General features: G+C 68.4%; 17 protein-coding genes. 6 read left to right on the top strand and 11 right to left on the bottom strand.

Translation table 11 applies throughout. The annotated features are described in order from the left end of the window. Positions 1 to 21 precede the first annotated feature (21 nt). The gene (locus POL67_RS36955) at positions 22 to 975 is read left to right on the top strand and encodes a hypothetical protein (protein WP_271925340.1); all 954 of its coding nucleotides are present in this window, start codon (positions 22 to 24) and stop codon (positions 973 to 975) included. Positions 976 to 1,003: 28 nt separating this feature from the next. On the opposite strand, the gene POL67_RS36950 is transcribed toward POL67_RS36955, so the two are convergent. Further along, positions 1,004 to 1,456, bottom strand: coding sequence for a PaaI family thioesterase (locus POL67_RS36950; protein WP_271925339.1), 453 nt, complete (start codon positions 1,454 to 1,456; stop codon positions 1,004 to 1,006). After that, the gene (locus POL67_RS36945) at positions 1,453 to 2,070 is read right to left on the bottom strand and encodes a TetR/AcrR family transcriptional regulator (protein ID WP_271925338.1); all 618 of its coding nucleotides are present in this window, start codon (positions 2,068 to 2,070) and stop codon (positions 1,453 to 1,455) included. The genes POL67_RS36950 and POL67_RS36945 overlap by 4 nt, the downstream gene beginning before the upstream one ends. Before the next feature lie 166 nt (positions 2,071 to 2,236). On the opposite strand from POL67_RS36945, the gene POL67_RS36940 reads away from it, so the two are divergent. Further along, the gene (locus POL67_RS36940; RefSeq protein WP_271925337.1) at positions 2,237 to 3,472 is read left to right on the top strand and encodes an acetyl-CoA C-acetyltransferase; all 1,236 of its coding nucleotides are present in this window, start codon (positions 2,237 to 2,239) and stop codon (positions 3,470 to 3,472) included. Between the two features lie 9 nt (positions 3,473 to 3,481). Here the strand turns inward: POL67_RS36940 and POL67_RS36935 are convergent, their stop codons facing one another. From POL67_RS36935 to POL67_RS36925, 3 genes are all read right to left on the bottom strand, one after another. Beyond that, positions 3,482 to 4,834 (bottom strand): DUF2330 domain-containing protein, encoded by a 1,353-nt coding sequence (locus POL67_RS36935; protein ID WP_271925336.1) that lies wholly within the window; start codon positions 4,832 to 4,834, stop codon positions 3,482 to 3,484. 91 nt (positions 4,835 to 4,925) lie between these two features. Further along, positions 4,926 to 5,744, bottom strand: a complete 819-nt coding sequence (locus tag POL67_RS36930) for a homocysteine S-methyltransferase family protein (RefSeq protein ID WP_271925335.1) — start codon at positions 5,742 to 5,744, stop codon at positions 4,926 to 4,928. Further along, a complete protein-coding gene (locus tag POL67_RS36925) occupies positions 5,738 to 6,481 on the bottom strand; it encodes a hypothetical protein (RefSeq protein ID WP_271925334.1) in 744 nt (247 codons plus the stop codon). The genes POL67_RS36930 and POL67_RS36925 overlap by 7 nt, the downstream gene beginning before the upstream one ends. 86 nt (positions 6,482 to 6,567) lie before the next feature. Here POL67_RS36925 and POL67_RS36920 point away from each other — a divergent pair, with 86 nt between their 5' ends. Further along, the gene (locus POL67_RS36920; RefSeq protein WP_271925333.1) at positions 6,568 to 7,743 is read left to right on the top strand and encodes a hypothetical protein; all 1,176 of its coding nucleotides are present in this window, start codon (positions 6,568 to 6,570) and stop codon (positions 7,741 to 7,743) included. Further along, the gene (locus tag POL67_RS36915; protein ID WP_271925332.1) at positions 7,740 to 8,909 is read left to right on the top strand and encodes an outer membrane beta-barrel protein; all 1,170 of its coding nucleotides are present in this window, start codon (positions 7,740 to 7,742) and stop codon (positions 8,907 to 8,909) included. The genes POL67_RS36920 and POL67_RS36915 overlap by 4 nt, the downstream gene beginning before the upstream one ends. Here POL67_RS36915 and POL67_RS36910 read toward each other — a convergent pair whose 3' ends face one another. Next, positions 8,910 to 10,085 carry an ABC transporter substrate-binding protein gene (locus POL67_RS36910; protein ID WP_271925331.1) on the bottom strand — a complete coding sequence of 392 codons (1,176 nt, stop codon included), beginning with the start codon at positions 10,083 to 10,085 and terminating at the stop codon, positions 8,910 to 8,912. A 135-nt stretch (positions 10,086 to 10,220) separates the two neighbouring features. Between POL67_RS36910 and POL67_RS36905 the strand changes: the two genes are divergently transcribed. Beyond that, positions 10,221 to 10,721, top strand: a complete 501-nt coding sequence (locus tag POL67_RS36905; RefSeq protein ID WP_271925330.1) for an acyl-CoA thioesterase — start codon at positions 10,221 to 10,223, stop codon at positions 10,719 to 10,721. 49 nt (positions 10,722 to 10,770) lie between these two features. Here the strand turns inward: POL67_RS36905 and POL67_RS36900 are convergent, their stop codons facing one another. Further along, entirely contained in the window at positions 10,771 to 12,186 is a 1,416-nt protein-coding gene (locus tag POL67_RS36900; RefSeq protein WP_271925329.1) for a hypothetical protein, read from the bottom strand. A 48-nt stretch (positions 12,187 to 12,234) separates the two neighbouring features. Here POL67_RS36900 and POL67_RS36895 point away from each other — a divergent pair, with 48 nt between their 5' ends. Further along, positions 12,235 to 13,995 carry a hypothetical protein gene (locus tag POL67_RS36895; RefSeq protein ID WP_271925328.1) on the top strand — a complete coding sequence of 587 codons (1,761 nt, stop codon included), beginning with the start codon at positions 12,235 to 12,237 and terminating at the stop codon, positions 13,993 to 13,995. Here the strand turns inward: POL67_RS36895 and POL67_RS36890 are convergent. The 4 genes from POL67_RS36890 to POL67_RS36875 form a co-directional block, all read right to left on the bottom strand. Beyond that, positions 13,961 to 14,614, bottom strand: coding sequence for a hypothetical protein (locus POL67_RS36890; RefSeq protein WP_271925327.1), 654 nt, complete (start codon positions 14,612 to 14,614; stop codon positions 13,961 to 13,963). The genes POL67_RS36895 and POL67_RS36890 overlap by 35 nt on opposite strands. A 628-nt stretch (positions 14,615 to 15,242) precedes the next feature. Then, positions 15,243 to 15,641, bottom strand: coding sequence for a hypothetical protein (locus POL67_RS36885; RefSeq protein WP_271925326.1), 399 nt, complete (start codon positions 15,639 to 15,641; stop codon positions 15,243 to 15,245). Continuing rightward, a complete protein-coding gene (locus tag POL67_RS36880; RefSeq protein ID WP_271925325.1) occupies positions 15,638 to 16,690 on the bottom strand; it encodes a hypothetical protein in 1,053 nt (350 codons plus the stop codon). The genes POL67_RS36885 and POL67_RS36880 overlap by 4 nt, the downstream gene beginning before the upstream one ends. Positions 16,691 to 16,781: 91 nt before the next feature. Next, entirely contained in the window at positions 16,782 to 17,507 is a 726-nt protein-coding gene (locus POL67_RS36875; protein ID WP_271925324.1) for a hypothetical protein, read from the bottom strand. Positions 17,508 to 17,953: the final 446 nt, after the last annotated feature.

The raw sequence follows: 17,953 nt of genomic DNA, 5'->3' as shown, positions 1-17,953 counted from the left end.
AAACCCTGGTAGGCAGCCCTGATGAACCTACGAACGATGCTTCCTCACGTGTTTCTCTCCCTCATCCTCGCCATCCCCCTGATTGCCTGCGACGAGGGAGAAGGCGGATCCGGCGCGGCGGGTGGTGGTCAGGGCGGGAACGGCGGCCAGGCCGGCGGCGGAGGGCAGGGCGGCGAGGGGGGGATGTCCACGTCGAGTTCGAGCTCCGCGAGCGGCGGAACGGGCGGCGTCGGCGGAATGGGCGGCGCGGGCGGCGCGGGGGGCAGCGCGTTCAATTGCACGGGTTTGCCCCTTTGTGACGATTTCGAGGCCGCGACGGCCGGCCAAGCGCCGGATCCCGCGCGCTGGGCGGTCGTCAGCCCGAACTGCATGGGCGCGGGCACGATCGCCGTCGACACGACGCACGCGCACAGCGGCAAGAACTCGGTGCTCGTGACGGGCAAGGGCACCTATTGCGACCACGTCTTCATTTCTCACACGGCGGCGTTCGCGGAGCTCGGCGACGTCTTCTATGGCCGCTTCTACATGCGCATGTCGGCTGCGCAGGGCGACGGCCACACGACGTTTATGACCATGCGGGACACGAACGACAACAACAAGGATCTCCGCATGGGCGGCCAGAGCAAGATCCTCATGTGGAACCGCGAATCCGACGACGCGACCTTGCCCTCGCTCAGCCCCACCGGCATCGGGATGAGCGTCCCGCTCACGGCGGATCAATGGCGCTGCGTCGAGTTCCAGGTCGACGGCGCCGCGGGCGCGATCCGGACCTGGGTCGACGGGATCGACGTCGCGGGCCTCGTCATCGACGGCACCCCGACGCCCGACGTCGATCAGCAATGGCTCACGCAGAAGCCGGGCTGGAAGCCGAAGCTCACGGACCTGAAGCTCGGGTGGGAGAGTTATGCCGGGCAGGAAATGAACCTGTGGTTCGACGACGTGGCCCTCGCCAAGACCCGCATCGGATGCGAATGACGTAGGCGCGTGGCGCGGCGGAATCCGGTCAGCGACCGGTCGCCGCTTCGCCGCGCAGCACCATGCACGTGCTGGCCAGCCGGCACACCAGCGCTTTCTCCTCGTCCACGATATCGCACTCGATATACCCGAGCGATCGCGACCGCTTCACCATCCGCGCCTCCGCGCGCAGGCGGGCCGTCCATACGGGTTTGAAATAATTTGCTTTGAGCTCCACCGTCGTAAAGCTCTCGCCCTCGCCGAGCGTGCTCGCCATGGCAAAGCCCATCGCGGCGTCGCCGAGATCGACCAGCACGCCGCCGTGCATCGTGCCCATCGGATTCGCGTGCCGGCTCGGATCACCGACCAGCGTAAAGATTGCCGAGCCTGGGCCGACGTCGACGAGCTCGAAGCCGATCAGCTTGGCGATCGGCGGCGGCTCGGCGCCTTTCAGGATCGCGCGCATCTTCTTCAACCAGGGAGTCTCTTCGGTCGTCGTCATGGTTCGTCCTTCTCCGAGGCCTTTTGCTCGGCGCGATCGAGGGCGGCGTAGGCGAGCGCGCGGCTCGCTGCGAGAATGGAGTCCGAGAGCGGCGTCCCCTCCGTGGCGCGGGCCAGGCTCAGGCCGCCGACCATCAAGGCGAAGAGCCCGAGCACGAGCTGCTTGCCGCCGATCGGCCCGGCGATCTCGCCGAGCTCCGCGGCGAGGTGCTCGACCTCCTCGGCGAACGCCTTCTGGTACGGCGCGCCGAGCACGGAGATGTCGCTGAGCGAGGAAGGCAGCGGGCAGCCGGCTTCAGGGTTGTCGCGATGCGAGCGGGAGAGGTAGCGGCGCAGGATCCACGTGAGCCGCTCCTTCGCCGTCTCCCCGCGCGATTGCTGCACGAGTTCGGACCAGTTGCTCCGCAGCGCGTCACGCAGGGCCTCTTCGAAGAGCGCCTCCTTGCTCTCCCAGTGCCCGTAAAAGCCGCCGACCGTCAGCTTCGCGCCCTTCATGACGTCGGCCACCGACGGCAGCCGGAGGCCTCGCGTGCGCAAGAGGCGCGCGGCCGTGAGCCGCAGCGTTTCGTGCGTGCGCTCCCAGCGCTCGGCCTTGGAGAGGGGCTCCTTCTTCATGCATGATGGATGTCATATGACATCCATCATGTCAACTCGATGGGCAGGAAACGAGCGACCGGCCGTCAGCGAGGACGGCGGCGACCATGGATCTCCCCAGGGCCCCGCTTGACAGGTCGCATGACGATAATCATATGATGAACGTCATACGAAAGGAACGATCATCATGGGCACGAGCTACATCATCGACGCCGCACGGACGCCGCGAGGTCGGGGCAAGCTGGGGAAGGGGGCGCTGACGAGCGTCCACCCGCAGGAGCTCTTCGCGCAGGTGCTCCGGGCGCTCCCGCAGCGCGCGGGCTTCGATCCGCGCGAGGTGGAGGACGTGATGGCGGGCATCGTTTCGCAGGTCGGCGAGCAAGGCGCGAACCTCGCCCGCAACGCCGTGCTCGCGGCAGGGTGGCCTGACGAGATCCCAGGCGTCTCGCTCAACCGCTTCTGCGCCTCGGGTCTCCAGGCGGTCAACTTCGGCGCCATGGCGGTCGGCTCGGGCGCGATGGACCTCGTGGTCGCCGGCGGCGTGGAGAGCATGTCGCGTGTCCCCATGGGCTCCGACGGCGGCGGGCAGGACGGCGGCAACACGCAGCTCCGCAAGCGCGTGTTCCAGGTCCCGCAAGGCATCAGCGCCGACCTGATCGCCACGCTGGAAGGTTTTACGCGCGAGGAGATCGACGGCGTGGCGCTGCGCTCGCAAAAGAACGCGGCGCGCGCCATCGAGGAGAAGCGCTTCGCACGCTCGTTGATCCCGGTGACGGATCCCGAGACGGGCGCGGCGCTGCTCGCGAAGGACGAGTTCCCGCGGCCGAACACCACGGCCGAGGGGCTCGCCGCGCTCGAGCCCGCGTTCGTCGCGCTCGGGAACGCGCCGGCCGGTCCGAACGGTGAGACGCTCGATCAGATCGCGCTCGCGGCGTACCCGCACGCGAAGGAGATCCGGCACGTCCACACGGCCGGCAATTCGAGCGGCATCGTCGACGGCGCGGCCGCGGTGGTGCTCGCGTCGGAGCGGTACGTGAAGGCGAAAGGCGTGAAGCCGCGCGCCCGGATCCTCGCGATGGCGAGCGTCGGCACCGAGCCCTTGCTCATGCTCACGGGGCCGGCGCCCGCGAGCCTGAAGGCACTGCGCGCCGCGGGGATGGACGCGCGGGACATCGACCTGTGGGAGATCAACGAGGCCTTCGCGGGCGTCGTCCTGCAAACGACGCGCGCGCTCGGGATCGACCCGGATCGCGTGAACGTCAACGGCGGCTCGATCGCGCTCGGCCACCCGCTCGGCGCGACGGGCGCGATGCTCCTCGGCACGGCGCTCGACGAGCTCGAACGCCGCAACGAGCAGACCGCGCTCGTCACCTTGTGCATCGGCGGCGGTCAGGGCATCGCCACGATCCTCGAACGGGTTTGACGGCGTCTCTCAGCGACGACGGCGCCGACGCGCGGCGACCACGAGCGCGGCGCCGCCGACGAGCGCGAGCGCTCCGGGCAAGCTCGATTCCCCGCCGACGGCGCATCCTCCGCCGCTGTCCGTGTTGCCGGCGCCTCCGGAGCCATTCGCGCCTCCGGAGGCTCCCGAGCCCCCGGATCCGCCTTCGCACCACGGCGGCGGAGGCGGGCAAGCCGGGGGCGTGCCCGTCGTCTTCGTGGCCTCGAACGAACGCGTGACGCTCTGCTGCTGGGCCGCCGCGCCCACGACGAGATCGGTCGCGAGCGCCGTGCGCGCAAGCTCGGCGTACATACGCGTCACCCAGACCGACTCGATGGAGCCGTACAGTTTGTCGAGGTCGGCGAGGCACTCCTCCTTCGCGGTCGGCCCCGCGGGATCCCCGCCATACCCGCTGTTCGACGGGTCGAACTCGGCCGTGGAAAGCAGAGGCTCCTCGATGTTGAATCGCGAGAGGGGCTCGGCCGCCTCGATCAGCCAGACCTTGCCGCCGGACGTGTCGAAGGCGTCTTGCCGGATCTGCTTGTAGTTGCTCGCCTGCGTGTCCCAGTTCCACACGAGATCCGAGGTCTTGATCTCGAAGCGCGGAAAGTTCTTCGGCTCGTACCGGCCTTCCCCGAGGACCCACAAGGTGATCGGGGTCGTGGCGCCCGTCCCTGCCGCGACCATGCGCAGCGGCAGCGAGAGCGACGCGCCGGGCACGGTGACGCGCACGGGGCGCATCGCGTTGACGCCCTGGCCGGGCACGAGCTTGAGCGCGAGGAAATCGAACCCCTCTTGCACGTACGTGTTGATGACCGGCGCGATGTCGGGCGGGATGTTGTACCCGTTCATCGTGAGCCAATCCGTCAGCGCGTTCGGGTCCGACGACTTGAGCTGTACGGTCGCGTAAGGACCCACGACCTCCTCGGCGATAACCTCGACGCCGCCGCCCGCGCCGGCTTGGCCGCCCGCGCCGCCCGCGCCGCCCTGGCCGCCCGAGCCGCCGCCGCAGTCCGGCGGCAGGCAGTTGATCGTGGGCGAGAAAATCTGCACCTGCGTGGTCTGATCCAGCGCCCCGAACAACGCGTCCGACGAGAGCCCGACTTCGACCTGTCCTTTGATGGGGAGCACCCACGCGAACGACGAGGGAGCGCCGGCGTAGGTGATTTGATCCCATAACGTCGTGCGATCCTGGGAGATCGAAAGGATCATCCGGTGGCTCGAGACCTGCGTGGATTCAGACTGCGCGATCAGGCAGCCGCCACACGCCTGCGTATCCCCCGCGTGCAGGACGGGCGCGGCGAGGAAGGGGAGGGACAAGACGAGAGCACGAAGGAATTTCATAGCGATATCTCCAAGGCAAGAGGATCCACGTCGGCGCGCCTCCGATGGGAGCGCGCCTGCGCGATGGTACGACCACCAAGGATTCGTCACATCAACGAATCATGCGCGCCCGCTCGACGATCGCCCGCACGTGGAGCGGGCTCGTCCCGCAGCATCCGCCGACGATCGTCGCACCTGCCTGGATCCACGCCTCCGCCAGATCCGCATAAAGCTCCGCCCCGCGCGTGGTCACTCCCCAGCCCATGCCCTCCTCCACGGCGCCCGCATTGGCATAGACACCAAATGGAATTCCCACCTGCGCAAGTTTGTCCACGAATGTCCGCGTCCGCGTCGCCTTCGTGCAATTGATCAACACGGCGCTCGCGCCCCGCGCCGCAGCTTCCCGCGCGCCCGCGAGGACCTCCGCCGGCGTCAGCAGATCCGCGTCCGGGCCCGCGGTGAACGCCGCCCACACGGGCAAACCCGTCCGCGCGGCCTCCTCCACCGCCACGAGCGCCTCGCCCACGTGCGGGAACGTCTCGCAAAGGATCAGATCCACCCCCGCGTCCGCGAGCACCTCGCAAAGCTCGCGGTGCTCCGGCCGGGGGTTCGTCGGGGCGAGATCCGGTCGATAACAATCTTCGAGCGGCGCCACGCTCCCCGCGATCCGATGCCCCGCCGGCACAGCCTCGCGCGCGAGCGCGACCGCCCTCCGCGCGAGCACCTCCCAGCGCGCGCCCGCGCTCCTCCGCTTGGTTCGGAACGTGTTCGCCGTGTGCACGGTCGCGCCCGCCGCCGCGTAGTCGTGGTGGATTGCCGACACGACCTCCGGCGCTCGATCGAGCGCGAGCGCGCTCCAGAGCGGCGGCGGCGTGGGGACGCCGCGCGCGGCGAGCTCCGTTCCCATCGGTCCGTCGAGGATCGTCAACATCGCAGGGCCCATCTCGGCTTAGGATGGGGCCGAAGGCGCGCCGCGGGGAGGGCCGCGAAACGCCGACCGCCACGATGAGCGCACCTGCCCCGAAAAACCTGCCCCGTCACGCGACACATCGCTACCACACGACGCTCGTCGTCATGGGCGGGCTCCTCCTGCTCCTGGGCGTCTTCAGCCTCGGCCTGTTTGTCCTGTTCGGGACGACGAGCGGAGGGATCATGATCCTCGGCCCGCTCTGCGCCGTGTTCGGCGGGCTGTTCGCCGTCCTCGGCCTCATGGGGCGGCGGATCGGCGCGGGCGTGCAGATCCTCAACACCTCGTTTGATCTCATCAACCGCGGCCGCTTCGCCGAGGCCGAGGCGCACCTCGATCACGCCGAGCAGGGCCGCCCGCATCCGCTCATGGCCTGCGTCGCCGCCGTGCAGCGTGGCCTCATCGGCATGCGCAGGGGCGACATTCCGGCGGCGATCGCGCACCTCGATCGAAGCATCACGTCCCCGCACGGCGTCCTCTACCGCGCGCAGACCCGGATGCAGATCGCGAACGCGCGCGGCATGCGCGCCTTTTTGCGTGCGGCGAGCGGGGATCGCGCGGGCGCGCGCGAGGACATCGAGGCCGTGCGCGAGAGCCCGGACGCCTTGCCGCAAGGCCTCGGCCGCGTCGCCCTCGCCGAGGCGATCCTGCTCGAACGCGCGGGCGATCGCGAGGCCTTGCGCGAGCACCTCGTCACGCACCACGAATTGCTCTTCGACGCCACGGATCGCCGCGAGCGCACGATCGTGCGCGCCTTCCTGCGCTGCTGGAGACGACCGCGACGAGCGTGTATCGCAAGGGCGCCAAGCGTGACGCCGACAGCGAGGAGCCGCCGCTCGCCGACTGGATCGCGCAGGTCGTGCCCGAGGCCGCGCCGTTCGTCGAGGTCTCCGGCGCGCGGCCCGACAAGACCGGCGAGCTGCCCGCGGCCGAGGCCACCGAGGCCGCGAAGGTGGCCGTCGCGGAGGCGCGCAAGGCGGCCGCGAAGAACGCCGCGCCCGCGAGGAACCGGCAAAAGGCCGGCCGGCTCATCGCGTTATGGGCTGTGCTCGTGGCCCTCTTCGTCGCTGTCTACCAGGTGCTTTCGCCCTCGGGCGCGGAGAGCGGGAGCGGCAACGAAGAATTTTACGCAGAGCCGATGGATCCGACGCTTCCGCTCGGCCTGCTCGTCTTCGCGATCTTCGTCGTGCTGATCGGCGTCCGTGTCTACTGGTTCTTCGTGGCGCGCAAGCAGTCGAAGGATCTGTTCGCCGCGCTGAACCTCGTCGCGAAGGGGGATTTCGCCGCGGGCGGCGCGGCGCTCGAGCGCCTTTCGTCGAGCCGCCTCCCGATCCTCGCCGCGCAGGCCGATCTCGCGCTCGCGCTCGTCGCCGAGAAAAGGAGCGATCTTCGGGGCGCCCTCGACCTCTGCGATCGGGGCCTCGCGCGGCTCACGCAGTACACCATCCGCATCTCGGCCTCCGACATCCTCATGCCTGATCTGATCAGCGAGCGCGCCTTCCTCCTCGCGGCCATGGATCGACACGCCGAGGCCGAAGCCGAGCTCGCCTCGTTGCCCTCGGCGTACCCGTTCAAGAGCCGCGCCCTCTTCCGCGTGCGCCTGCTCTCGCGCGTCCGGCAGGGGAATCTGAAGGGCGCCGCGGAGCTCGCCACGCGGGCCGGGCACGATCTGCCGCTCTCCGCGCGCGACGAGCTGCTCGTGGACGCCGTGCGCGCCGCGACGACCCCGGAGACGGCCGGCGCCGGCGAGGTCCCGCGGATCAAGCGCGAGCTCCGCACGTACGCGCCGATGCGACGCTGGATGGAGACCGTCGCGCCGGAAGCGCTCGCCGCCCTCGAACGGACGGCCGAGGACACGCCCCTCGAAGCCACGAACGATCGTGACGCGCGCGCCGAAGAGGAGGCCCTTGCCGAGGCCGAGGCGGCGCGCGCGGCCACGCGTGAGCTCGTGGTGGCGCGGTGAACCTGCGCGGCCTCGGCGCCCTCGCCGTGGTCGCCCTCGCCGCGTCCGATGCAGCTGCTGAGCCCGCTCGCTCGGGTCTCGACCTTGGCCACTTCACCCCCACGGGGTACGTCGAGGGGTTTTTCCAATACAACCTCGGCGAGCCGTCGAACGGCATCACGCATCACCGCGGCTTCGACAACCGGCACGCCTCCTTCACGCTCGCGAACGTCGCGCTCGGCGGCGATTGGGAGCGCGGCGCGGCGAGCGCGCGGATCCTCTTGCAGATCGGGCACACGCCGAACACGTATTACCTCGCCGAGCCCTCGCTCCCCGGCGCGCCGGGCACGTCCGGGAGCAATGCCGACACGACCTGGAAATACCTCCAGGAGGCGCACGTCGGATATCGCATCCCGATCGGCCGTGGCCTCACCGTGAAAGCCGGCCTCTTCCTTTCGCCCATTGGCATCGAGGGCATGGCCGTCAAGGACAACGGCCATTTCTCGCGCTCGAATCTCTTTTTTGGCCTGCCGTTTTACCACACCGGCGTCCGCGCCTCGTACCCGCTCTCCCCGCGCTTCAAGCTCACGCTCGCGGCCTACAATGGCTGGAACAGCGTCGTCGACAACAACACGGACAAATCCGTCTCCGCGCAGCTCTCGTACGAGGCCGACGGTTTGTCCGGGGCCCTCCTTTATTTCGGCGGCGTCGAGCGCGGCGAGGGCGCGCCCGAGGGACGGCCGTTTCGCCACCTCGTCGACGCCTGGGCCCGCGCCACGCTCTTCGAGCGCTTCACGCTCGCGCTGCACGGCGACGTCGGCTTCGAGGTGAACGCATTCGGCCGGAGCGGCTGGGCCGCGACCGCGCTTTCGGCTCGTTTGCGCGCCGTGGAGCCCGTCTACCTCGCGGCGCGCGGGGACGTCTTTCGCGAATGGCGCGCGAAGAGCGCGCGCGGCGAGGCCTCCGCGATCTTCTGGCCCGTCCCGTGGATGGCCTCCGCCACCTTCACGGTCGACGTCCGCCCGCGCGACGACCTCGCCGTCATGCTGGAGCTTCGCCACGACGCGGCCGCGGGCGACGTGTTTTTCCGCGGCGCCGTGCGGGGCGCGGGCACCTCGGACGATCCCTTCGTCCCGAATGCCCGCGCCCAGACCACCGTCACGCTCGGCGCGACGGCCTGGTTTTGATCACTTCGCCGTCACCGTGTCGAAGTACGTGAACTTCTTGCCCTTGATCTGCACGATCACGATGGGCTTCTCGGCGTTGCGCTCGGCGTCGATGGTGATCGCGCCCGTCGCGCCCTGAAAGCTCTTCGTCTCGGCGATCGCGTCGCGGATCGCCTCGGGCGTGTCGCCCTTCGCGCGGCCCATCGCGTCGAAGAGCAGCATCGCGGAGTCGTAGCCTTGCGCCGCGAGCGCGCTCGGCTCGCGCTTGTACTTCTCCACGTACCTCTTCACGAACGCCTGCGAGTTCGGCGAGGGCATGTCCGGGGAGAAGTGGTTCGTGAAGTACGCGCCCTCCATCTCCTCGCCCGCGTCGTTCACGAGCGAGTCCGAGTGCCAGCCGTCGCCGCCGACGAACATGTTCCCCGGGATCCCCGCGGCCTTCGCCTGCCGCGCGATCGGAACCATCGCGTTGTAGTAGACCGGCGCGTAGATCGCCTCGGGCTCGGCGCTCTTGATCTCGTTCAGGTACGTCGTGAAGTTCGTCTCGCTCTTGAGGAAGCTCTTCTCGGCCACGATGGTCATGCCGAGCTTCTTCGCCTCGTTCTTGAACTCGTTCGCGAGCCCCGAGGAGTAGAGGTCGTCCGAGGCATAGAGCACCGCGACCTTGCTCTTGTTCAGCTTGTTCTTGACGAACCGCGCGCCCATCTGGCCCTGCACGTCGTCCGTGAAGCAGACGCGGAAGACGAACGGACCGACCTTCGTCACGTCCGGGTTCGTCGACGAGGGCGAGATCATCGGGATCTTGTTCTTGTTCGCCACGATGCCGCCGGCCTTCGAGCGCGACGAAGCGACCTCGCCGAGCAGCGCGACGACCTTGTCCCGGTTGATGAGCTGAAGGACCTTGTTCGAGGCCTCCTGCGGGTTCGACTTGTCGTCCTCGAAGAGCACGCGGACCTTCTTGCCCTTCACGCCGCCCTTCGCGTTGATCTCCTCGACCGCGAGCTCGGTGCCTTCCTGCGTGTCCTTGCCGAACTGCGTCTCGGCGCCGGAGAGGCTGAGGTAGGCGCCCACCTTCCACTCGTTCGAAGCAGGCTCCGGGCCCGCGCCTCCGCCGTCCTTCTTCCCGCAGCCCACCCCGAGCGCCGACAGCAAACAAAGGCCGGCCACAGTCCCGATCCAGCGACGTCGTCCGAGCATTGGTCCTCGCTCTCCCTGCGGCGGAGCATGCCACAGGCTTGACGCCGCGGAAACTACACAGCCACCCTCCCTTGTGGGCGCACGTTCCACCTTCGCGGGGACGGGCGAACGCGGCGTCAGATCCACGAGGTTGCCTTGTCTTCCGATCGCTTCGACAAGCCCACCGGGCGCAGCTCCACCACGTTCGCGCCTCCCGCGCCTCCTCTGGCCACGCGTTTCTCCGTTTGCCAGGAGATCGCGGTGCTTTGGGGCGACATCGACGCGCTCGGGCACGTCAACAACACGCGGTACTTCGGCTGGCTCGAGGAGACGCGGCTCGTCTACCTGCGCATGATCGGCGTCGACCTCTCGACCGGCGCGTCGCAGACGCCCGTGCTCGCCTCGACCTCCGTCGACTTCCTCCGCCCGGTCTTCTGGCCCGACACCGTGCGCGTCGAAGGCAAGACGACCCGCCTCGGCCGCACGAGCCTGACCATGGACTACCGCGTGACCTCGGTGGGCCAGCAGGCCGTTGTCGCCACCGGCAGCGCCGTCGTCGTGCTGCTCGCCCCGAGCACGAGCCGACCGGCCCCCATCCCTGACATCATCCGCGACGCGATCCGCAGGCTCGATCCAGACGCGCGCGACACGCTCTGAATCGTTGGGGGTCGGAACGTTGGAAGCGCGCGGCGTGTCGCCGCGACGATCAAAGGCACTTCCGGAACGGCATCCCCTCCACGTTCGGCGCAGCGCCTCCGGCGGCCGTGCACGTCGTTCCCTTCGGACAGACTCCATCGGCCGTGCAATCGCGGCTGCATTTGCCGTTATTGCAATACCCGAACACGCATTGCGTGTCGTTCGCGCAGGCCGCGCCCACCTCGCCCGCGCCCGTGGGCAGGCAGAGGCCGATGCGCCCGCCCTGGATGTTGCCGACGGCAGTACAGGAAAAACCAAAGGCGCAGGCGCCCTGGTACCGGCACGAATCCACGCACGCGTCCCCGGCCTGGCCCTGGAACGTGACGGACGAGGCGCAGTTCACCGCTGGCGGCGGCGGGATCGTGAACTGCTGGAAGTTCATGTGCTGGGCGTCGTTGCAGAGGTTCACGGTGTTCCCGAACGGATCACAATGCCATTCGGTGGGCGCGCTGCCGCCGGGCATCGGGCCGAACACGTCCGGCGGCCGCGCGCAGAGGCCGCCTGTGCAGGTCCAGGGCGCGAGGAGCGAGGCCCGCTGCGGGCAATCGGCGTTCGTCGTGCAGGCGAGCGTGCAGGCCCCGACGAGCAGCGAGTTCGTGTCGCACGCAGCAGGCACGATACAGGCGGATGTGTTTCCGGACTCGCAATAGGCCTCGGCCTTCACGCAGACCTTCGTGGGCGGGCTGCCGACGGGCATGCACCCGTAGCCGTTCGGGCATTCCGAGCCCGTGGCGCAGGCCACCGTGCAATACCCTGGACCTTCGAGGCAGCCGAAATTGCAGGCCGAGGCATTCGCGCATGTCTTTCCGACGTCGCTCGTCGTGCAGTATTTCTCGGCGCCCACCGCGCTGCAGCGCATCCCGCTCGGGCAGCCGCCGTCCGCGATGCAGGCGCGCGTGCATCGCTTCGGCCCGTTTTTCCACATCGGCTCGCACGTGAGCCCCCCCTCGCATTCTCCGTCGGCCGCGCAGAGATCGAGCTCGCCCATCGTCCCGCCGCCGCCCCCGCCCCCGGAGCCGCTCGACGCGCTGCTCGACGAAGCACTGCTGCTCGACGAAGCGCTGCTGCTCGACGAAGCGCTGCTGCTCGACGACGCGCTCGAGCTCGTCGCGCCGCCCATTCCCCCGAGGCCGCCCATGCCGCCCGCGCCGCCCATGCCGCCGGAGCCGGGCCCCGCGCCGCCCTGGCCCTCGTCGGGCAAACACTGGCCGGCATAACAACGGAATCCAGCCTTGCAGTCGCGCTCGGAGTCGGCGCACTCGCGCTTGCACTCGCCGTCGACGCACGCGCCCTCGATGCAGTCGCTGTTGATCTCGCACGGCGTCGCGCTGGCGCACCCGGCCTCCGTGGTCGCGACCCCGGCGATCGATGCGGCGAGCGTGAAGATGGACAACAAGACATACGAGGTGGAGCGGGGGCGAGGCATGATGGCAGCCGACGTTATCACAAGCCGCACCCGTGCTACAAAGCGGGCATGCCGGACCTTCGAGGGCTCGCCCGTGTCGCGTTTGCCGCCCTCACGCCCCTCGTGCTCCCCGCCTCCGCGTCCGCCGGCTTCGAGGACCTCGCGGGCACGAAGCCCGGAGAGCTCGGCCAGGGCAGCCAGTTCGAAGGGGCCGACGGCTGCGCGTTATGCCACGGCGGCGGCCACGACGGCGACCGCACGTACCTGCCGCACGACGGGTGGGCCGGCACGATGATGGGCAATGCTGCGCGGGATCCCGTCTTTCGCGCGGCGCTCTCGATCGCGAACCAGGACGAACCCGGCGTGGGCACGTTTTGCTTGCGTTGCCATTCCCCGATCGCGTTCGTCCGCGGACACGCGACCCCGCCCGACGGGAGCGCGTTCGACGCCGTCGACATGCAAGGCGTCGGCTGCGACACCTGCCACCGCGCCGTGACCTCGGGCCCGCCCGAGGCGCCGTATCATCGCGGGGACGCGCAGATCGTCTACGACGATTCCCTCGACAAACGCGGCCCTCATGCCGACAGCGTGGCGCAGGTCCACGGGACGGCCGAGGCCCCTGCGCTTTCGAGCTCGGCGTTTTGCGGCCAATGCCACCAGGTGACGAACCCCGGGCGGCGGCTGCGCGACGCGGACGGCGTCGAGACGGCGCTCGCATTCCCGCTCGACACCACGTACGAAGAATGGGCGCAGAGCGCGTATGCCCTGCCAGGCGGGCAAAGCTGCGTCGATTGCCATACCCGCCGGAAGACGGGCGAATTCCCCGTCGCGACCGTGCCCGTCGCGCCGCTCCGCAACGATCCGCGGGATCACGTGTTCGCCGGCGGAAACCTCTTCGGCATTCGCGCCGTCATGGCGAAGGACCCCGCGCGCGCCGCGGCGTTCCCGGACGCCTTCGCGCTGGCCCTCGCGCGCACGGAGGAGACGCTCTCCATGGCGGCGAAGATCGAAATCACGAGCGCGCCTGCTTCGGCCGCGCCCGGCGAGCCTTTCTCCGTCACGGTGCGCGTGGAGAACCTGACCGGCCACAAGTTCCCGACGGGGTATGTCGAAGGCCGCCGCGCGTGGATTGCGCTTTCGCTCGTCGACGCGACGGGCGAGGAGACGTCCCTCTTGGGCGGGTACGACGCGACGAAAGGCGAGATCGAGGCGTCTCCGCCGACGCACGTGTACCGCGCGCAGCATGGCCGCTGGAATGGAACCGCGGCCGAGCCGGGGGAGGATCTCGCGCGGCACGACATGATCCTCTCGGATACACGGATTCCGCCGAAGGGATTCGTGCCGACGACCACGACGAGGCCGACGGGGGAGATCGATTATGGGGACGGCGCGGGAGGCGTGCGCTCGTGGGACGAGGCGACGTTCACGGTGGCGGCGCCGGCGGGGATGACGGGAGAAATGACCCTGTTCGCGCGTGTTCTTTATCAGCCGATCACACGGAAATACGTCGAGCACCTCGCCGAGGCGAACGTCACGGATTCGAGCGGGCAGGAGCTGCTCGCGATTTATGAATCGGAGGGCGCGTCGCCGCCGTTCGTCGTCTCGAAGGCGGAGGTCGTGATCGATTTCGGAGGCGGGAGCGGAAGCGGCGGCGGAGGCGGAAGCGGAGGCGGAAGCGGCGGCGGACGTGATCCCGGGGCAGGGGAGGGATGCTCGTGCGGCCTCGGCGGACAGGACGAATCCCCGGGGCTCCCGGCGGCCTTCGGGCTCGTCGCGCTCGCGCTCCTCGGCCGTTTCATGCGCTCGCGGGGGTCGACGCCGGGGGCGTGAACGCGGGGAGCGATTCCGCGGTCGGGCTCGGCCGTCCCGAGGCCGCCCCGGAGCCCGGCGCGTCGCTCTCCGCTGCCGCGCGCCTCCCCGATCCGGGAGCAAATGGGATCACGTTCACCAAAAGGTCCTCTTCGGTCATCGTCTCCTCGGCGTGGCGGATTTGCCGCATGAGAGCCGCATTGCAATAGCTTTGAACCGTCATGAGAGCGCCGAGCGTCCCGCCGAGCCCGCGCTCGGGGTGGTTGGGCAGGTCCGGGAACCGGGAGAGGATGCTCTCTGCGCCCGCTGCGGCATAACGTTCGAGCTCGCTCTCCTGGTGCTCGACGGCCGAGGCGATCCGCGTGAGCGCGTCCGCGATGCGACGATGCCGGTGATCGAGCTCTGCGAGGAGCTGCGCCCGGTCTTCCTCGTTTGCGGCGAGCTGCGCGCGCGCCGCTGCATGCGCCTTTTGTTCGGCCAGGAAGCGAGAGGCGAGCTCGCGTTCCCGGTCGAGGATGCGGGAGCGGTCGTCCGAGAGCGCGCGGATTTGGGCGTCCGCGCGTCGCTGCAAAAAGATCGGCACGACGAGGGCCAAGCTCGCCATCATGAGTGCGAAGATCCACGTGAGAGTTGATTCCATAAATCCCCTCCGAGAACAGCGATACATGCCAAATGAAGGGCGACGAGCCCGCGGAGCACCCACAGGAGGTACCCCGCCCGGGCCTCGTCGGAAGCGAAGAACGGAATCGCAGGAAAAGCGCACATCGGGATCGCGACGATCGCGATCGAATGCCATGGACGCGGCGGCTCACGAAGGCGAGCCCACGATGCGAAAGCGGTTATCTCACCGGCGAGCGCGGCGAGGTGGATGGCTCCGGCGTACGGAAACCATGCGCGACCTTTGAGCGCCGGGTGAACGACGATGGGGAGGACCGATGCTGCAAACCACGCGAGCACGATCGGCCAGGGATTGCTACGTCGGAACGTCCATCGGACCCACGCGAGGATCCCAGCGGGCCACGCGAGATAGACCGCCCGTTCGAGGTGCAAGAGTACGCGCAGAGGGACGCCCCTGCGTGTCTCGGACTTGAGCGGGGCGAGAGCCGCAACGAGCTCGTGATGGACCAGATCGATGGCGAGCCAGCCGCACCAGACGAGCGCGAGGACGTATGCCACTTGCCGGTCTGTCGAGCGACGCCGGGTGTACGCATAGACCAGACACACGAGGCACGCCGCGGCGTGCAGGATCCGCTCTGCGTTGCTCAGGCTCAACTTGTCGAGCCCTTCGGAGCATGGCGTGCGTCGTCGTCAATCGGGGGGTTCGGCGGGTCCGAGATATTCAAGCTCGCACGCCCGCCGTGGGGCGGCGTCCGCATATCCGCGGACAACCCCTCCCGAGCACGAATCGCGTCGAGGTCGACGTCATGTGGTGTCGGGAGCCCGGCGAAGCGCGCCGCGACGACGTGGAGGAGATCGAGCCCGGAGATCGGGCTCAGGCCCGCGCGCTCCCGCGCCTCGTTCTCGTGTTCCGCGAGGCGGTCATAACGTGCGAGCAGCTCGGTCGGGAGTTGGACGGTTTTTCCAGGGATCATGGGGCGACCGTACGACAAACCGTCGCGCGACGTCAAGCTCACGGGCGCCGTCGTCCACGCGCGGCGCGTGCTCACGGGCCCTTGCGTTGTGCTTCGAGCTTGTCCCGGAGTTCGCCCAGGGAATTGATCCAATCTCGGTAGAAGCTCGGGGACGGCGCATCGCCCGGGGGTTCGAGCTTCGCGCGGGCTTCGCTCCGTCGCGCGATCTCCGCTTCGAGCCCTCGCTCGAACTCCGCGAGCAGAGGTTCCAGTACGGCGAGCCCCTCCTCGGGCTTCTGGTTGAACCCGCAGGACTCCGCGTAGAATTTCGTCATCCAGCATCGTTGTCCGATGCTGGAGAAGCCCAGGCGCACCACCTCGTTCCAGCGGTCGCGGCAGACCTCGAAGGGCTGTTTGAGCCAACAGGCTGCCCGGAGAATATCTTCGGCGACTTCTTGCTTCACTTCGTGAACGAAGGCCTGGAAGGCTTCGCCTTCGCCCGCGCGTGCCACGATGTCCGCCTCGATCCGTTCGTAGTCGGCGGCGGCCTCGGCAAAGCTACGCTCGGGCGAATTTGCATAAACTTTGAAGGCGGCGCCGCACGCTTTCCTGCACTCGCCGTAGAGCGCGTCGATTTTCTCTTCTTCCGGGGTCGGCTGGTACGCCTCGTCCATACGCCGCGTGATTCGCCCCGGGCTGAGCTGGCCCCTTTGCTGGGCCAGGAGCTCGTCCCGGAGGTCCCCCAGGTACTCGATGTAGTGATCTTGAAAATCCGTCGATTGCTGCGCCGCCATGCGCTCTTCGCGCCGTCGCTCGAGCTCGGCGAGGAGGGGCTCGAGCACGGCGAGCCCCTCCTCGGGCTTCTCGTCGTACGCGCAGCAATCTGCATAAATCCGAGCCTCCAAATATTCCATGAACTTCTCCGTGAAGCCCAAGCGAACGAGATCGTTCCAGGCCTCGCGGCAGACCTCGAAGGGGGCGTGATAGGATTGTGCTGCGCTCAGGATATGTTCAGCGATCCGTCGCCTCGCTTCGAGCACATCGAATTCGTTCTCGGCCACCCGAGCGACGAACTCCGCCTCGATCCGCCGGAAGTCGACAACGTCCTCGGCAAAGGTCCGCGCCAGATCCAGCGATCTCGACAAGATGGCGTTACTCGCCTTTGTGAATTCGGAGAAGACTCGTTCGATTCTCTCTTCTTCTGCGTTCATCTCGCTTTACCAATTGTTGGTTAGACTAATAGGCGCATGTTTCGAACTTGTCATCGTGTACGGGGACTTTTTGGGGCCAGCCCTTTTCGTTGCATTTCTCTCGGCACCAGTTGCATCTCTTCGAATTGTAGGTGGATCCCCATCGGCTCTGTAATGGTGAATTCAGGCACTCCTTCAGTTCTTCATTGCATTGCTCCACCCACCTCGGCTTCTTTTGTATCGCTTCCGCAATATCCTTGCTGATCTCCACCGAAGCGGCCATCACGACGATGACAGGGCCCACTTCGATGACGAGGTCGGCGAGGGCGATCGCCACCGCCACGAGCACCCCGGGGTTGCCGACGAGCCCCCGCTCGGCCGCCGTCTGCCCATTCGCAGGCGCGGGCGATGCGGACAGGCGCAGCTTGCGCAGCCCGAGCAGCTCCTCCGGGACGGTCATGCCGCGCAGCGCCATCCGCATGCATACCGCGAGCTCCGCATGGGGCACGCCCTTCGACGCCACATCCACGACGTGGCCGTCTTCGTCGACCTTCACCGTGACGTCGAACGTGTAGGAGCCTGCCCTGAGCTCGCCGCCGAGCTCGTCGACGCACGCGCGTAGACGCTCCGCGGTGGCGTCGGGGACGCGCGGGCGGTCGTCCTGCGTTGCGGGGTGGACGATCTTGGCCCCGCAACCGAGCGGCACGAGCGCCAACATCGCGCAACCGAGGAGCCCCAAGGAGAGCAGGGTTCGTACGCGCGGGTACGTCATTGCCGGATGCGACCAGCTCCCCCGAACGCTGTCAACGCACCGGGCCTTCGACCCCCTCCGAAGGCCTCCGCGCCGTTTCTCGCTCCCTCCCTGCACACGCCCCGACCCGTCACCCCCCGCCTCCCCGCCTCCCTGACCCCCCTGCAACGCCCCGTCTGCCGTCTCTCCTCTGCCTTGACCCCCTCTTTCCGCTTTCGTTCGTGTCCTTCCCGCTTCCCTGTTCGTTCTTCAACCTTCCCGGAGCCTCCTCCCCATGCGCCTGCCCAACGAGACAGCTTCCTCCTGGCTTCTCCTCACGTTTGCATCCTTCGCGTGCTCTTCCCTCAGCGCCTGGGCGGAGTTTCCGGACCTCGAGCCGACCGAGCGGGCCGAGATCGAAATGCTCGCTCGTCTTGCGCGAGCGCAGAATCGACGAGGCGCTCAAGATCGTTCGCCCCGCTCGTCCG

Source organism: Polyangium mundeleinium, assembly GCF_028369105.1.
Taxonomy (GTDB): Bacteria; Myxococcota_A; Polyangia; order Polyangiales; family Polyangiaceae; genus Polyangium; species Polyangium mundeleinium.
Note: the sequence above shows the minus strand (reverse complement) of the source record. Positions and strands in the feature narration are given on the sequence as shown.

Bases quoted from the DNA above. Each gene is read 5' to 3' on its own strand.
- POL67_RS36955 (WP_271925340.1), top strand. From the start codon at position 22: ATGAACCTACGAACGATGCTTCCTCACGTGTTTCTCTCCCTCATCCTC.
- POL67_RS36950 (WP_271925339.1), bottom strand. From the start codon at position 1,456: ATGACGACGACCGAAGAGACTCCCTGGTTGAAGAAGATGCGCGCGATC.
- POL67_RS36945 (WP_271925338.1), bottom strand. From the start codon at position 2,070: ATGAAGAAGGAGCCCCTCTCCAAGGCCGAGCGCTGGGAGCGCACGCAC.
- POL67_RS36940 (WP_271925337.1), top strand. From the start codon at position 2,237: ATGGGCACGAGCTACATCATCGACGCCGCACGGACGCCGCGAGGTCGG.
- POL67_RS36935 (WP_271925336.1), bottom strand. From the start codon at position 4,834: ATGAAATTCCTTCGTGCTCTCGTCTTGTCCCTCCCCTTCCTCGCCGCG.
- POL67_RS36930 (WP_271925335.1), bottom strand. From the start codon at position 5,744: ATGTTGACGATCCTCGACGGACCGATGGGAACGGAGCTCGCCGCGCGC.
- POL67_RS36910 (WP_271925331.1), bottom strand. From the start codon at position 10,085: ATGCTCGGACGACGTCGCTGGATCGGGACTGTGGCCGGCCTTTGTTTG.
- POL67_RS36900 (WP_271925329.1), bottom strand. From the start codon at position 12,186: ATGCCTCGCCCCCGCTCCACCTCGTATGTCTTGTTGTCCATCTTCACG.
- POL67_RS36895 (WP_271925328.1), top strand. From the start codon at position 12,235: ATGCCGGACCTTCGAGGGCTCGCCCGTGTCGCGTTTGCCGCCCTCACG.
- POL67_RS36890 (WP_271925327.1), bottom strand. From the start codon at position 14,614: ATGGAATCAACTCTCACGTGGATCTTCGCACTCATGATGGCGAGCTTG.
- POL67_RS36875 (WP_271925324.1), bottom strand. From the start codon at position 17,507: ATGACGTACCCGCGCGTACGAACCCTGCTCTCCTTGGGGCTCCTCGGT.